14 protein-coding genes are annotated in these 15,621 nt (G+C 55.0%); 5 read left to right on the forward strand and 9 right to left on the reverse strand.

Annotated features, from left to right (window positions below; genetic code table 11):
* Positions 1 to 4: 4 nt before the first annotated feature.
* The 3 genes from ACLHV9_RS21120 to ACLHV9_RS21130 are packed head-to-tail and all read right to left on the reverse strand — an operon-like array spanning position 5 to position 2,834.
* Positions 5 to 1,045, reverse strand: coding sequence for a FecCD family ABC transporter permease (locus tag ACLHV9_RS21120; RefSeq protein WP_407221051.1), 1,041 nt, complete (start codon positions 1,043 to 1,045; stop codon positions 5 to 7).
* Positions 1,042 to 2,025 carry a FecCD family ABC transporter permease gene (locus tag ACLHV9_RS21125; RefSeq protein ID WP_407221052.1) on the reverse strand — a complete coding sequence of 328 codons (984 nt, stop codon included), beginning with the start codon at positions 2,023 to 2,025 and terminating at the stop codon, positions 1,042 to 1,044. Before ACLHV9_RS21125 ends, ACLHV9_RS21120 begins: the two co-directional genes overlap by 4 nt.
* Complete coding sequence (locus ACLHV9_RS21130) at positions 2,022 to 2,834, reverse strand: ABC transporter ATP-binding protein (RefSeq protein WP_108090474.1); 813 nt, start codon at positions 2,832 to 2,834, stop codon at positions 2,022 to 2,024. The genes ACLHV9_RS21125 and ACLHV9_RS21130 overlap by 4 nt, the downstream gene beginning before the upstream one ends.
* Before the next feature lie 391 nt (positions 2,835 to 3,225).
* On the opposite strand from ACLHV9_RS21130, the gene ACLHV9_RS21135 reads away from it, so the two are divergent.
* A complete protein-coding gene (locus ACLHV9_RS21135) occupies positions 3,226 to 5,367 on the forward strand; it encodes a TonB-dependent siderophore receptor (RefSeq protein ID WP_407221053.1) in 2,142 nt (713 codons plus the stop codon).
* 37 nt (positions 5,368 to 5,404) lie between these two features.
* Here the strand turns inward: ACLHV9_RS21135 and parE are convergent, their stop codons facing one another.
* From parE to nudF, 5 genes are read right to left on the reverse strand one after another with little or no spacing between them, the layout of a single operon-like run.
* Positions 5,405 to 7,297 carry a DNA topoisomerase IV subunit B gene (gene parE, locus ACLHV9_RS21140; protein WP_049005057.1) on the reverse strand — a complete coding sequence of 631 codons (1,893 nt, stop codon included), beginning with the start codon at positions 7,295 to 7,297 and terminating at the stop codon, positions 5,405 to 5,407.
* A 28-nt stretch (positions 7,298 to 7,325) separates the two neighbouring features.
* Positions 7,326 to 7,907 (reverse strand): esterase YqiA, encoded by a 582-nt coding sequence (yqiA, locus tag ACLHV9_RS21145; protein WP_028017158.1) that lies wholly within the window; start codon positions 7,905 to 7,907, stop codon positions 7,326 to 7,328.
* A complete protein-coding gene (gene cpdA / locus ACLHV9_RS21150) occupies positions 7,907 to 8,734 on the reverse strand; it encodes a 3',5'-cyclic-AMP phosphodiesterase (RefSeq protein ID WP_108090476.1) in 828 nt (275 codons plus the stop codon). Before cpdA ends, yqiA begins: the two co-directional genes overlap by 1 nt.
* Before the next feature lie 27 nt (positions 8,735 to 8,761).
* Positions 8,762 to 9,184: a DUF1249 family protein gene (locus ACLHV9_RS21155; RefSeq protein ID WP_014833293.1), complete on the reverse strand. Its 423-nt coding sequence runs from the start codon at positions 9,182 to 9,184 to the stop codon at positions 8,762 to 8,764.
* The gene (gene nudF / locus ACLHV9_RS21160) at positions 9,181 to 9,813 is read right to left on the reverse strand and encodes an ADP-ribose diphosphatase (protein WP_028017156.1); all 633 of its coding nucleotides are present in this window, start codon (positions 9,811 to 9,813) and stop codon (positions 9,181 to 9,183) included. The genes ACLHV9_RS21155 and nudF overlap by 4 nt, the downstream gene beginning before the upstream one ends.
* A gap of 204 nt (positions 9,814 to 10,017) precedes the next feature.
* Here nudF and tolC point away from each other — a divergent pair, with 204 nt between their 5' ends.
* The 3 genes from tolC (at position 10,018) to ACLHV9_RS21175 (ending at position 13,486) form a co-directional block, all read left to right on the forward strand.
* The gene (tolC, locus tag ACLHV9_RS21165; protein ID WP_108090477.1) at positions 10,018 to 11,496 is read left to right on the forward strand and encodes an outer membrane channel protein TolC; all 1,479 of its coding nucleotides are present in this window, start codon (positions 10,018 to 10,020) and stop codon (positions 11,494 to 11,496) included.
* Positions 11,497 to 11,657: 161 nt separating this feature from the next.
* Positions 11,658 to 12,323: a DUF1190 family protein gene (locus ACLHV9_RS21170; RefSeq protein WP_028017154.1), complete on the forward strand. Its 666-nt coding sequence runs from the start codon at positions 11,658 to 11,660 to the stop codon at positions 12,321 to 12,323.
* A gap of 2 nt (positions 12,324 to 12,325) precedes the next feature.
* Complete coding sequence (locus tag ACLHV9_RS21175; protein WP_108090478.1) at positions 12,326 to 13,486, forward strand: glutathionylspermidine synthase family protein; 1,161 nt, start codon at positions 12,326 to 12,328, stop codon at positions 13,484 to 13,486.
* An 80-nt stretch (positions 13,487 to 13,566) separates the two neighbouring features.
* Here the strand turns inward: ACLHV9_RS21175 and ygiD are convergent, their stop codons facing one another.
* Positions 13,567 to 14,355: a 4,5-DOPA dioxygenase extradiol gene (gene ygiD / locus ACLHV9_RS21180; protein WP_108090479.1), complete on the reverse strand. Its 789-nt coding sequence runs from the start codon at positions 14,353 to 14,355 to the stop codon at positions 13,567 to 13,569.
* Positions 14,356 to 14,551: 196 nt separating this feature from the next.
* Here ygiD and zupT point away from each other — a divergent pair, with 196 nt between their 5' ends.
* Positions 14,552 to 15,325: a zinc transporter ZupT gene (gene zupT, locus ACLHV9_RS21185; protein ID WP_045909982.1), complete on the forward strand. Its 774-nt coding sequence runs from the start codon at positions 14,552 to 14,554 to the stop codon at positions 15,323 to 15,325.
* Positions 15,326 to 15,621: the final 296 nt, after the last annotated feature.

The following is a 15,621-nucleotide window of genomic DNA, read 5'->3' on the forward strand; positions in this document are numbered from 1 at the left end:
TCCCCTAAAATCTGTCCCGACGCTGCCAGAGCAACAGCAGGAAAAACGGTCCGCCAATCAATGAAATCACAATTCCCGCTGGCAGTTGCAGCGGGAGAAATGCCAGACGGCCAACGTTATCCGCCAGCAGCACCAGCAGCGCACCCAGCACAGCACTTCCCGTCAGGAGCGCGGTTTGCCCACCACGCAGCAGCAGACGTGCCATATGTGGGGCAATGAGTCCTACGAAACCAATACTGCCTACGCAGGAGACGCAGGCCGCCGTCAGCACCACCGGGGCGAGAACGCGCAGCAGTGCCAGTCGGGTTGTACGCACGCCCAGGCCTGTTGCGGCCTGATTACCGAGTAACGCAACATCGGCGGCACGCGCGGTAAACAGTAACAACGCAAACGCGGGAAGCGTCCAGAGTGCAGCCCGCCCCACCAGCGTCCAGTTTGCCGCATGCAGGCTTCCTGCCAGCCAGAGCATTGCCGTCTGCACGTCACGCACGTCGGCGGTAGTCATAAAGACGCCCATTGCAGCAGCAAAGGCCCATGACACGCCGATGCCAATCAGGATGAATCGCGGGCGCGAAATATCACGCGCCAGCAAGACCACCAGCATCGCAGTGAGTAGTCCCCCGGCCATTCCTGCCAGCGGACGCCAGGCCAGGCTCAACGCCGGGAACTGAAAGATCAGCACCAGCACTGCCGCACTGCAGCCCTCTTTCACGCCGATAAGACCGGGATCGGCCAGGCCATTGCGGGTGATGGACTGCATGGCCGCCCCGGCCATACCGAGCATTGCCCCGCACAGTATCGCCATCAGCAGGCGCGGCAGACGAATATCCATCACGATATAGTGCGCCTCTGCTGTCAGACCTTCAGGAGAAAACAGCGCGCGGGCAATAGCGGAGGTGGGAATGGGCAACGAACCGTGCGTCAGACCAAAGCCCAGCAGGCTTAATGCCACCAGTGCTAAAAACGCCAGGCATGCCAGCGTCTTCGGGGGAACCAATGCCGACAGGCGACCAATACGGATCGCGCGGAGTCCGGCCCGGTTCATTTGAACATCCTCGACGCCATGAAAATGAAGACTGGTGCGCCAACCAGGGCTGTCATGATGCCGGTTGCCAGCTCCCAGGGCGTAAACAATGTACGGGCGGCAATATCTGCCAGCAGCAGAACCAGCGCGCCACACAGGGCAGACAGCGGCACCATCACGCGTAAATCGACCGACACCAGACGGCGAATGAGCTGCGGCACGACCAGGCCGATAAAGCCAATCGGCCCGGCGATAGAGACGGCCGCACCGCAGAGCAGCGCGATGGCCAGCAGGGCGAGCAGGCGAGTTTTCAGCAGCGACACGCCAAGCCCCTGCGCCATCCGGTCGCCCAGAGCCAGCATATTGAGTGACGGCGGCACTCCGATAGCGAGAACAAAACCGGCAGCAGCAGCCCACAGGGCACTCCGGAGCGTTTCTTGTTTTACCCCCGCTAAATCCCCCGCCAGCCAGGTTCGCAGGGCGAGCAGGGTCTGTTCATCCAGAATCAGGACTGCGGCAGTCACTGATGAGGCAAATGCCGACAGTGCCACGCCACACAGCGTCACTTTCATGGGTGTGAGCCCGGTGCGGCCAGACGAGGAGAACATCAGCACCAACAAAAACAGCGCGGCGGCACCGGCGGCGGCAACGAGCGGGCGACCAAACGGCAGCGTCATCCCGAGCGCACTCGTCAGCACCACCGCCAGCGCCGCCCCGGCATTCAGCCCCAGAATATGCGGTTCACCGAGCGGGTTGCGGATCACGGACTGCAGCAGGACGCCCGCCACGCCGAGCGCGGCGCCTGTCACCATCGCGGCGCTGAGGCGCAGCAGTCTTAATTTGATAATGACGTTATGGTCGAAATTATGGGGATTAAAATCAAAAAACGCCTGGACCACCGTCAGCGGAGGAATAACGCGTGCGCCGATACCCAGGTGGGCGATCGCCCCCATCATCAGCAGTAACGCAAAGAGAATAAAAGCCAGCGTCGTGCGTATCATGGTTTTTCAGTGACCTGACGAAACGGCATAAAAAACGGTTTGCCGGTTAACGGGTTAACCGACATATGCACGTCGACATCAAACACCGCTTTGATCAGTTCCGGCGTGCAGGCATCGCCCTCATGCAATACGCCTTCAACTTTCCCCTGACGTAAAAAGATCAGTGAATCACCGTAGTTCACCGCGAAATTAAGATCGTGCAGCACCACCACGACGGTGCGTCCGTGCTGGCGAGTCAGCGTATGCAGCAATTCCAGGATCTCCACCTGATAGCGGAGATCGAGAAAGGTTGTCGGTTCATCCAGCAGGATATACGGCGTTTGCTGCGCCAGGGCCATGGCGATCCAGCAGCGTTGACGCTGGCCGCCGGACAAGCTTTCGACCGGCAGATGCGCAAACTCCGCCGTCCCCGTCAGGTGCAGCGCCTCTTCAACAGCCCGTTCGTCCTCGTCGCTCCACTGGCGCATAAAATTTTGCCAGGGAAAGCGCCCGCGAGAAACCAGTTCAAAGACGGTTAACCCTTCCGGCACCAGCGGAGACTGAGGAAGGATACCCAACTGACGGGCAACCGTTTTGGTCGGCTGCTCATGAATGGCTTTACCGTCCAGCAGCGCGGTGCCCCCGAGCGGCTGCAGCAGTCGCGCGATAGTGCTCAACAGTGTGGACTTTCCACAGCCGTTCGCCCCTACCAGCACCGTCATTTTCTGCTGAGGGATCGCAAGGGAGATATCATCAACGATGATTTTTTTCTGATAACCCGCAGAGAGGTTCTCCAGAACCAGTCCCGATTTTTTCGTGTTGTAAGTCACGTGAACGCCAACGTAATGAAAAACTAACAAATAAAAATAAAAATAAAACTCATTCTCTTTTGAGAAGTTTGACGCTGCGCCATGTAGTAGTCAAGCGAAGAAACACCCTGATAAAAACAGGGATAAGCAGGAAGTTAATCGAAAACACAAAACCTCATAAAGACATTAATTTCATCACGTTAAATGCAATTTCGTTTCATTTTTACGAGTGATTTTCGGTTGTAGTCGATTTTTGTTTTTTTCCATTTACTACTACATCCTCACATGATTGAATGATTCTCAATTACATGTTCGATGCCTGAACAGGCTAACGGACAGACTATCAAGGGCAATGACTCACACATTCTTCCGCAAACATTCATGTGCGGGATATTTCGGGAAAACAGATGTAATGGCTACGTACACACCTTCTCTCTCTGGGGCAAAAGGGCGCGCGCTCTTTTCACTGCTGTTTATGGCGCCGTTGGTACAGGCAGCGGACAACACAACGGCTAAAGACGGCGAAACGCTTACCGTCACCGCCAGTCCGAATGCCACGGCAGATGCTACAAATGGCTATCAGCCGTTGAATACCTCCACCGCCACACTGACCAACATGCCAATGCTGGATATCCCGCAGGTGGTCAATACCGTCAGCGATAAGGTGCTGGAAGATCAGCACGCCACTACGCTGGATGAAGCGCTCTATAACGTCAGCAACGTGGTGCAAACCAATACTCTGGGCGGTACGCAGGATGCATTTGTTCGTCGTGGGTTTGGCGCGAACCGCGACGGGTCAATCATGACCAACGGTCTGCGCACCGTCCTGCCGCGCAGTTTTAATGCCGCAACCGAGCGCGTGGAAGTGCTTAAAGGCCCGGCCTCTACGCTGTATGGCATTCTCGATCCTGGCGGTTTGATTAACGTCGTCACTAAACGCCCGGAGAAGACCTTCGGCGGCTCACTTTCTGCTACCTCTTCCAGCTTTGGCGGCGGTACCGGCCAGGTTGATGTTACCGGCCCAATTGAAGGCACGCGTCTGGCGTATCGTCTCACGAGTGAGTATCAGGACGAAGATTACTGGCGCAATTTTGGCAACGAGCGCAGCACCTTTATCGCACCGTCGCTGACCTGGTTTGGCGATGATGCCACCGTGACCGTGCTCTATTCGCATCGCGACTATAAGACACCATTCGATCGCGGAACGATCTTCGATCTCAACACCAAACAGCCGGTAAACGTTGATCGCAAAACGCGTTTTGACGAACCGTTTAACATCACCGATGGTCAATCAGACCTGGCGCAGCTCAACGCAGAATATCGCCTGAACAGCCAGTGGACCGCAAAGTTCGACTACAGCTTTAGCCAGGATAAATACAGCGATAACCAGGCCCGCGTAATGGCCTACGATTCAAAAACTGGCAACCTGACCCGCCGCGTAGATGCGACGCAAGGCTCGACCCAGCGGATGCATACGTCGCGTGCGGATCTGCAAGGGAATGTGGACATCGCTGGCTTCTACAACGAGATCCTGACCGGCGTATCGTATGAGAATTACGATCTGCTGCGTACGGATATGATCCGCTGTAAAAACGTCAAAGATTTCAATATCTATAACCCGACGTATGGCAACCTTAGCAAGTGCACCACTGTCTCAGCGTCAGACAGCGACCAGACCATCAAGCAAGAGAGCTACTCCGCCTACGCTCAGGACGCGCTGTACCTGACCGATAAATGGATCGCCGTCGCCGGATTACGCTATCAGTATTACACCCAGTACGCCGGTAAAGGCCGCCCGTTCAACGTCAATACCGACAGCCGCGACGACCAGTGGACACCGAAGCTGGGGCTGGTTTACAAACTCACGCCAGCGGTCTCGCTGTTTGCCAACTATTCCCAGACGTTTATGCCGCAATCGTCCATTGCGAGCTACATTGGCGAGCTGCCGCCAGAAACATCAAATGCGTATGAAATTGGCGCTAAGTTTGACCTGTTCGACGGTATTACTGCCAATATCGCACTGTTTGATATTCACAAACGCAACGTGTTGTACACCGAAAGCATCGCGGGAGAAACCGTCGCAAAAACCGCCGGCCGCGTGCGTTCGCAGGGTGTAGAGGTGGATCTGGCAGGGTCCCTGACGGAAAACACCAATATTATTGCCAGCTACGGCTATACCGACGCAAAAGTGCTGGAAGACCCGGACTATGCAGGCAAACCGCTGCCGAACGTGCCACGCCATACCGGCTCACTGTTCCTGACCTATGACATTCACAATGCGATCGGCGGAAATACGTTGACGCTTGGCGGGGGTGGACACGGCGTGAGCCGTCGCTCAGCGACCAACGGCGCGGACTATTATTTACCGGGCTATTTTGTTGCCGATGCCTTTGCGGCCTATAAGATGAAACTGCAGTATCCGGTGACGCTGCAGGTGAACGTGAAGAACCTGTTTGATAAGACTTACTACACCTCATCTATCGCGACCAATAACCTGGGCAACCAGATTGGCGACCCGCGCGAAGTGCAGTTTACGGTGAAGATGGAGTTTTGATATAAAAAAAGCCCTGCATCGCAGGGCTTTTTCAGCATCAGGCTTCAATATCCGCCATATCGCCTTTCTCCTGCAGCCAGTTACGTCGGTCTTCCGAACGTTTCTTGGCAAGGAGCATATCCATCATCGCGTTGGTTTGCTGCTCGTCTTCGTCACTGATCGTCAGTTGCACCAGACGACGCGTGTTGGGATCCAGCGTGGTTTCGCGCAGCTGCATCGGGTTCATCTCACCCAGCCCTTTAAAGCGCTGGACGTTCGGTTTGCCCTTCTTACGCTTCAGCTGTTCCAGCACACCCGCTTTTTCTTCTTCCGTCAGCGCGTAATACACTTCTTTGCCGAGGTCGATACGGTACAGCGGCGGCAGCGCCACGTGAACGTGGCCGTTTTTCACCAGCGTGCGGAAGTGCTTCACAAACAGTGCGCACAGCAGCGTAGCGATGTGCAAACCATCGGAGTCCGCATCCGCAAGGATACAGATCTTACCGTAGCGCAGCTGGCTCAGATCGTCGCTGTCAGGATCGATGCCGATCGCCACCGAGATATCATGCACTTCCTGCGAGGCCAGCACTTCATCTGAAGAGACCTCCCAGGTGTTCAGGATCTTACCCTTGAGCGGCATGATCGCCTGGTATTCACGATCGCGCGCCTGTTTGGCCGATCCACCCGCCGAGTCGCCTTCCACGAGGAACAGTTCGGTACGGTTGAGATCCTGCGCGGTACAGTCCGCCAGCTTGCCCGGCAGCGCAGGGCCGCTGGTCAGTTTTTTACGCACCACTTTCTTCGCCGCACGCAGACGACGCTGGGCGCTGGAAATGGCCATTTCAGCCAGCATCTCTGCCGCCTGAACGTTCTGGTTCAGCCACAGGGTAAACGCATCTTTCACCACGCCGGAGACAAACGCCGCACACTGACGTGACGACAAGCGCTCTTTAGTCTGACCGGCAAACTGCGGATCCTGCATTTTCACAGAGAGTACGTAGGCGCAGCGATCCCAGATATCTTCCGCCGACAGCTTCACGCCGCGCGGCAGAATGTTACGGTATTCGCAGAACTCGCGCATCGCGTCCAGCAGCCCCTGGCGCAGGCCGTTGACGTGGGTACCGCCAAGCATGGTGGGGATCAGGTTAACGTAGCTTTCGGTCAGCAGCTCACCGCCTTCCGGCAGCCACAGCAGCGCCCAGTCCACCGCTTCGGTATCGCCGGTAAAATTACCGACGAACGGTTTTTCCGGCAGCGTCGGCAGGCCGTTTACCGCTTCGCACAGATAGTCGTTAAGACCGTCTTCATAGCGCCAGCTCTGCTCGGTGTTGTTAACGTTGTCTTTAAAGGTGATTTCCACGCCGGGGCAGAGCACCGCTTTGGCTTTCAGCAGGTGCGTCAGGCGGGAAACGGAAAAGCGCGGGCTGTCGAAGAAGCTTTCGTCAGGCCAGAAGTGAACGCTGGTGCCGGTGTTGCGTTTACCGCACGTGCCGACGACCTGCAGATCCTGCACCTTCTCGCCATTTTCAAACGCGATGTTGTAGACCTGACCATCGCGGCGGACGTTTACTTCCACGCGCTTAGACAGGGCGTTAACGACTGAGATCCCCACGCCGTGTAAACCACCAGAGAACTGATAGTTTTTGTTGGAGAACTTACCCCCTGCATGCAGCCGGCAGAGGATCAGCTCAACGGCAGGGACGCCCTCTTCCGGGTGGATATCCACCGGCATACCGCGTCCGTCGTCAATGACTTCCAGCGACTGATCGGCATGCAGGATGACGTCAACGCGTTTGGCATGGCCCGCCAGCGCTTCGTCCACACTGTTATCAATAACTTCCTGGCCCAGGTGGTTTGGGCGTGTCGTATCGGTGTACATCCCCGGGCGGCGGCGAACCGGCTCAAGCCCGGTGAGGACCTCAATGGCATCAGCGTTATAGGTTTGCGTCATGATTTAAACTAGCAATTCGCATTGATTGTCAGTGGCTGTGCAGTCCAAGAAAATCGACAATCTGGGTGAAATGATTCTCAAAGCCCGTGAAAGCATGGTTTCCGCCCTCTTCTATAGTCTGGCGGCAGGATGCGTAATACGCCACTGCCTGGCGGTAATCCAGCACTTCATCACCCGTCTGTTGCAGCAACCAGATAAGATCCGGCGCTTCAAGCGGGTCAACCTGCATAACTTTGAGATCGTAAATATGGCGTGACTCTAGCACATATTGCTGGCCGGTGTAGGGGTTCTCGTTTGCGCCAAGAAAGTCCCGAAGCAACTCAAATGGCCGCACCGCCGGGTTAACGACAACAGCGGGCAGCATAAAGCATTGCGAGAGCCAGGTGGCGTAGTATCCGCCCAGCGATGAGCCGACCACACCGAATGATTCGCCGCCGTGTTCAAGCACAATAGATTCCAGCATCTCCGCGGCTTCCGCCGGGTAAGGAGGCAGCTGCGGGATAATCATCTCAACATCGGGATGATGCTCGCTCAGCCACTGGCGAAACTGTGTCGCTTTTGCGGAGCGCGGCGAGCTGTTGAATCCGTGCAGATAAAGGAGCGTAGACATCAGTAGCCTTCTGAAGCGGTGTCCGGACGGAATTTTGCGCCTGTCAAACGACAGACTTCCGTGGTCAGCGAACCATCGGCATGCAGTTCCAGCCAGCGCCAGCCTGGTGCGATGGTATCCAGCGTAAAGTTGGCACAGTGCGGCTTAAACTGAACGCAGGTCGATGGCGTCGCTAGCATACGGCGACCATTCCAGTCGAGATCCTGTTCCTGATGGATATGTCCGCACAGGAGATTCTTCACACGCGGGAATTTCGCCAGCACACGATCCAGCGCAGCAGAATTACGCAGACTGTGCTGATCGAGCCAGCTGCAACCCGCTGGCAGAGGGTGATGATGAAGTAATAACAGCGTATGACGTTCAGGTTCAGCAGCCAGTTTGGTCTCCAGCCAGTCGAGCTGGAACTCGCTTAATTCACCGTGCGGGACACCAAACACCTGGCTGTCCAGCAGCAGGATCTGCCACTGTTCACCCGCAAAGACACATTTTGCCGGAGAAATCCCCGCATCCTGGAGTGCATTGTACATAGCCGGCTGGAAATCGTGGTTTCCAGGTAGCCAGACGCAAGGCACACTAAAACTCGCGATGCCTTCAGCAAAATGCTGGTAGGCCGCGGAGGATTGGTCCTGCGCCAGATCGCCCGTTGCGACAATCAGATCGCATGCACGATTTTCAGCGTGAATGGCGCTAAGTACCGCCTGATAGCTCTCCCAGGTGTTGACCCCCAGCAGAGTTTCATGCTTTTCGGCAAAAAGGTGGGTATCGGTGATTTGTAATATCCTGACTGGCGCCCCACCAGCAACAGTCAGGTTCAACAGGCTTTCCAAATGGTGTCCTTAGGTAGGTTTATGACGCTAACAAACCGGAATCGCCATTGCTCCATGTGCTAAACAATATCTTAGCCAGTCAGCTAAAAACTGGTTAATTTGATGCTTTTCGTCGCGTTGATGCAACTTTTTATTCGGGTAATCATACCGTGCCTTGAAGCGAAAGATCTGCTGACTTGAACACACTTCAGCGACCATTGCATCGTGATAGAGGCGCACCGTCATCGACGGCAGGCTCCAGTAGCTAATACTGGGTGCCGTTTGCTCAATCTCCACCAGCGTAGTGTAGCGCGTTGATTCTGTTATCGTTAACCGATACTGCGCGTTGCTCACCTGATAGCTTACCGTTTCGCCGGGTGCGTCATTTTTCGGCAGCAGGCGGCGCAATTGTGCGAAATTGGTTTCGCACAGGCGCATCATTTCTGGGAAGTCAGGTGTATAACGCTTCATTTTTTCCACTCGTTTCGTAATGTCTGATAATGCAGTTGCAGCCATTGCAGGGCGATGACAGACGCTGCGTTGTCGATTTTCCCCTCTTCTACCCACTGATAAGCCTGTTCCCGGCTCACCACATGAACCCGAATATCTTCGTTTTCATCTGCCAGACCGTGGATCCCTTCCGCCGTCGTGGCGTCCACTTCGCCTACCATAATGGAAAGGCGCTCGCTGGTGCCCCCCGGGCTTGCCAGATAGCTCAGCACCGGTTTTGTACGTCCCACCACCAATCCTGCTTCTTCCAGTGCCTCACGGCGGGCAACGTCTTCGACCGATTCGCCCTCTTCGATCATCCCGGCTACCATCTCCAGTAACCACGGGCTCTCGCTGACGTCGTAAGCCGCAATTCGGATCTGTTCCACCAGCACAACTTCGTCGCGCACTGGGTCAAAGGGTAGCAAGACTGCCGCATGCCCGCGCTCAAAAATTTCGCGTCTGATTTCGCCGCTCATTTCACCGTTAAACAGGCGATGCCTGAAACGGTAAAGTTCCATCGAAAAAAAACCGCTATAAAGCATTTCTCGTGCAATAATTTCTACATCGTTTTTGGCGAATGTCACGGGCAACTTTTCTGGTTTCTGCATGAGTCGAGTCCTGGTAGCAATGGTGATGAAATTGTGAATTTCAAGGCTGTTTGGCTGCCGTTTGCAAGGCTATATGTTAGATTGGTGCAAATTACCGCCAGATGGCACGTAACGCCAACCTTTTGGTATGGAAGATTCTGTTAGAATCGGCAATTATTTTTTAATTAGATCAGCGCTAATACTGCTTCACAACAAGGAATGCAAATGAAGAAATTGCTCCCCATCCTTATCGGCCTGAGCCTGACGGGCTTCAGTGCAATGAGCCAGGCGGAAAACCTGTTACAGGTCTATCAGCAGGCACGTCTGGGCAACCCTGATTTACGTAAATCAGCGGCCGATCGTGATGCTGCGTTTGAAAAGATTAACGAAGCGCGTAGCCCATTGCTGCCACAGTTAGGTTTAGGTGCAGATTATACCTACAGCAACGGTTTCCGCGACGCTAACGGCGTCAACTCCAATGCTACCAGCGCCTCACTGCAATTGACACAAACGCTGTTTGATATGTCCAAATGGCGTGCCCTGACCCTGCAGGAAAAGAGCGCAGGCATCCAGGATGTGACCTATCAGACTGACCAGCAAACGCTGATCCTGAACACCGCCACAGCTTATTTCAACGTGCTGAGCGCGATTGACTCGCTCTCCTACACCGAAGCGCAGAAACAGGCCATTTACCGCCAGTTAGATCAAACCACACAGCGTTTCAACGTAGGTCTGGTTGCGATCACTGACGTGCAGAACGCCCGTTCACAGTACGACAGCGTACTGGCCAACGAAGTGACCGCGCGTAACAACCTCGACAACGCACTGGAATCACTGCGTCAGGTCACCGGGAATTACTACCCTGAGCTGGCGTCTCTGAACGTGGACAGCTTCAAAACGGATAAACCGCAGGCGGTCAACGCCCTGTTGAAAGAAGCGGAAAACCGTAACCTGACCTTGCTGCAGGCGCGTCTGAGCCAGGATCTGGCACGCGAACAGATTCGTCAGGCACAGGATGGCCACCTGCCTACCCTGAGCCTCAGTGCATCTACCGGTATTTCTGATACGACCTACAGCGGCTCCAAAACGAACTCAGCCCAGTATGACGACAGCAATATGGGTCAGAACAAAGTGGGTCTGAACTTCTCCCTGCCACTGTATCAGGGCGGCCAGGTCAACTCGCAGGTGAAACAGGCGCAGTACAACTTTGTTGGCGCGAGCGAGCAGCTGGAAAGTGCCCACCGCAATGTAGTGCAGACCGTACGTTCTTCTTTCAACAACGTGAACGCCTCTATCAGCAGCATCAACGCGTATAAACAAGCCGTGGTTTCTGCACAGAGCTCCCTGGATGCGATGGAAGCGGGCTACTCCGTGGGTACACGTACTATCGTTGACGTGCTGGACGCAACCACCACGCTGTACAACGCGAAACAGCAGCTCTCCAGCGCACGTTACCAGTACCTGATTAACCAGTTGAACATCAAACAGGCTCTGGGTACGCTGAACGAGCAAGACCTGCAGATGCTGAACAGCGCACTGGGCAAACCGGTCTCAACATCGCCGGACAGCGTGGCACCGGAGAATCCGGAGCAGGTTGCCGCCGTTGATAACTTCAACGCTAACAGCAGCGCCCCTGCTGCACAGCCTGCCGCCGCGCGTTCTACCAAGCCAGCAAGCAACGGCAGCAATCCGTTCCGTAACTAAGATTGTCATCAGGCCCTCTCCCTGTGGGAGAGGGCGCATCTGAATCACACCCGAACGTAAGCCAACGTAAAGATCCCCCTGATTCCCCCCCTCTTCGCTTCATTTTCAACCACTCATCCTCTATCCTGAGCGTTATTACCACTGGGTCCTGGAAGACAAAGATGAAACGGACAAAATCCATAAATCACGCTTCGTTCCGCAAAAGCTGGAATGCACGTCACCTCACCCCTGTTGCGCTGGCAGTTACGGCTGTCTTTATGCTGGCAGGTTGTGAGAAAACCGATGAAACGGTTTCGCTGTATCAAAATGCGGAAGACTGCTCAACGGCAACCGGTAACGCCGCTGAATGTAAGACTGCTTATAACAACGCCCTGAAAGAAGCAGAACGTACCGCACCGAAATATGCTTCACGCGCAGACTGTGTGGCAGAGTTCGGTGAAGGTCAGTGCCAGCAGACGCCTGCTCAGGCGGGCACTGCGCCGGAAAATCAGGCACAGGCGCAGTCCAGCGGCAGTTTCTGGATGCCGCTGATGGCAGGTTATATGATGGGCCGTCTGATGGGTGGCGGTGCGGGTTATCAGCAGCAACCGCTGTTTAGCTCGAAAAACCCGGCCAGCCCGGCTTATGGTCAATACACCGACGCCAGCGGCAAAGGCTACGGCGCAGCAACCCCAGGCCGCACTGTGACCGTCCCGAAAACGGCGATGGCGCCGAAGCCTGCGACCACCAGCACCATCACCCGTGGCGGGTTTGGTGAATCCGTAGCGAAGCAGACCAGCATGCAGCGTAGCGCAACAGGCTCCTCTACTCGCTCAATGGGCGGCTGATCATGGAGCGAGTCAGTATCACCGAGCGCCCGGACTGGCGCGAAAAAGCCACCGAATACGGTTTTAACTTCCACACCATGTACGGCGAGCCGTACTGGTGTGAAGATGCCTATTACAAACTCACGCTCGCCCAGGTTGAGAAACTGGAAGAAGTGACGGCCGAGCTGCACCAGATGTGCCTCAAGGTGGTGGATAAAGTCATCGACAGCGACGAGCTGATGGCAAAATTCCGCATTCCAAAGCACACCTGGAGCTTTGTCCGTCAGTCGTGGAAAACGAATCAGCCTTCGCTTTACTCTCGTCTTGACCTGGCATGGGACGGCGTGGGTGAACCTAAGCTTCTTGAAAATAACGCCGACACGCCCACTTCTTTATACGAAGCGGCGTTCTTCCAGTGGATCTGGCTGGAAGACCAGGCCAATGCCGGAAACCTGCCGGAAGGCAGCGATCAGTTCAACAGCCTGCAGGAAAAGCTGATAGAGCGTTTTGCCGAGCTGCGCGAACAATTTGGCTTCAACCTGCTGCACCTCGCCTGTTGCCGCGACACGGAAGAAGATCGCGGGACGGTTCAGTATCTGCAGGACTGCGCCGCCGAAGCGGAATTGGCAACCGAATTCCTCTATATCGAAGATATCGGCCTGGGTGAGAAAGGTCAGTTTACCGACCTGCAGGATCAGGTGATCAGCAACCTGTTCAAGCTCTACCCGTGGGAATATATGCTGCGCGAAATGTTCTCCACGAAGCTGGAAGATGCGGGCGTACGCTGGCTGGAACCCGCATGGAAGAGCATTATCTCCAACAAAGCCCTGCTGCCGTTGCTGTGGGAAATGTTCCCGAACCATCCTAACCTGCTGCCTGCGTATTTTGCGGAAGATGATTATCCGCAAATGGAGAAATACGTCGTGAAGCCGATCTTCTCCCGTGAAGGGGCGAACGTGTCGATTATCGAAAACGGCAAAACGCTGGAAGCGGTTGAAGGGCCTTACGGCGAAGAAGGGATGATCGTCCAGGAATTTTATCAACTGCCGAAATTTGGCGACAGCTACACGCTGATTGGCAGCTGGCTCATCAACGATCAGCCAGCCGGGATTGGCATCCGCGAAGATCGCGCCCTGATCACGCAGGATCTGTCACGATTCTATCCACATATTTTTGTTGAATAGACCGCGGCCTGATGCCCTCACCCCGTGGAAGAGGGTGCAAACACTAAAAACGGCAACCTGAGGTTGCCGTTTTGCTTTTATTACCCCACCTGCACCGAAAGCATACTCAGGCTCCCCATCTCAATACCGTCGACCGGGATCGTCACCGGCTCCTGACCATCCCACGCACCAAGAACGTACAATAGCGGCAGGAAGTGTTCCGGCGTCGGGTTAGAGAGCGAACCGCCTTCGTGATCCAGATAGTTCACTAACGGATGCTCCTCAGCCGGGCCTTGCCAGGTCAGATTCGCTTTGACGTAATCATTAAAAGAGGTCGCCCACGGATAGGGCGTGTTCTCGCCGTGCCAGCGTGCCGTTCGCAGGTTGTGAACCACGTTACCGCTTGCCACCAGCATGATGCCTTCATCACGCAGGGTTGCAAGCTTACGACCCATCTCCAGATGCCAGGCAGCCGGTTTGGTGCTGTCGATGCTCAACTGCACCATCGGGATATCTGCATCAGGATACATTTTAATCAGCACGCCCCAGGAGCCATGGTCAAAACCCCAGGCTTCTTTATCCAGCGCCACCGGAACAGGCGCCAGCAGTTCCACCAGCCTTTGCGCCAGCTCAGGCGAGCCGGGGGCCGGATAGTGCGTGTCATACAGCGCCTGCGGGAAGCCGCCAAAATCATGAATGGTCTTAGGCGCTTCCATGGCGGTCACGCCCGTGCCCCGGGTGAACCAGTGCGCGGATACCACCACAATCGCTTTTGGACGCGGCAGCGTCTCGCCCAGGCTACGCCATGCGCGGGTATAGACGTTGTCTTCCAGAACGTTCATTGGGCTGCCGTGGCCTAAAAACAGGGCTGGCATACGGGAAGAAGTCATGATGATATCCTTACAGAAGGTGTCAATTTAATGGTGCTACATTACGCGCAATCCGGCAAAGATGAACGCTGATAAGCGTGAAGATCATCATCAGGAAATTTGAATGTAAGGAATATGTAAAGCAGAGCCACTCTGCTCGCTTTGCTGACAAAGAATCATTTATATTAATGAGAATCATTATCAAAAGGAGTAATGAATGTCAGTACCTTTGATCCTGACGATACTTGCGGGCGCTGCAACCTTCATCGGTGCGATCCTCGGTGTTCTTGGTCAGAAACCCTCTAATCGCGTATTGGCCTTCTCACTGGGCTTTGCAGCCGGGATCATGCTACTCATCTCCCTGATGGAGATGCTGCCTGCCGCGTTGGGAACAGAAGGTATGTCTCCGCTGCTGGGCTACGGCATGTTTGTCGTTGGCCTGCTGGGATATTTCGCGCTCGACCGCATGTTGCCCCACGCGCACCCTCAGGACTTAATGCAAAAAAACGTAGCGCCCGCGCCGCGTAACATTAAGCGCACCGCCATTTTGCTGACGCTCGGCATAAGCCTGCACAACTTCCCGGAAGGCGTGGCGACGTATGTCACCGCCAGCAGTAACCTGGAAATGGGCCTCGGCATCGCCCTGGCGGTGGCGTTGCACAATATTCCTGAAGGACTCGCGGTGGCCGGTCCGGTCTATGCCGCCACGGGCTCAAAGCGCACGGCAATCTTCTGGGCCGGGATATCCGGCATGGCGGAAATTCTTGGCGGCGTGCTGGCCTGGCTCATCCTCGGTAGCCTGGTTTCGCCGGTAGTCATGGCTGCCATTATGGCCGCGGTTGCGGGGATTATGGTTGCGCTGTCGGTTGACGAGCTGATGCCGCTGGCAAAAGAGATCGATCCAAACAACAACCCAAGCTATGGCGTCCTGTGCGGGATGTCGGTGATGGGATTAAGTCTGGTCTTACTTCAGGCCGCAGGCATTGGCTGACGTGACGGGCGCCTCCTGAAACGGAGGTGCCTATTATTTGTTAAAGAAATAACTTTTTACGGAATATATGTCCCGCATCCTTCCTTATAAAAAAATCAAGTTTTTTATTGAACATTATTGTGCGTAATAACACTAAACAATGCATCCGGCATTATAATTTACACTTCTTGAAATTCATCCACTTACAATAACCCGTATTTATATTTTAATTAGATCTACAATGATTTTTAAGCTTGGTTAATCGCATTGCCCCGTCGGAGATCGGTATACTTCCCTGGCAATATTCTGATTAATAT

Source organism: Enterobacter sp. CPE_E890 (assembly GCF_046521475.1).
Classification (GTDB): Bacteria; Pseudomonadota; Gammaproteobacteria; order Enterobacterales; family Enterobacteriaceae; genus Enterobacter; species Enterobacter adelaidei.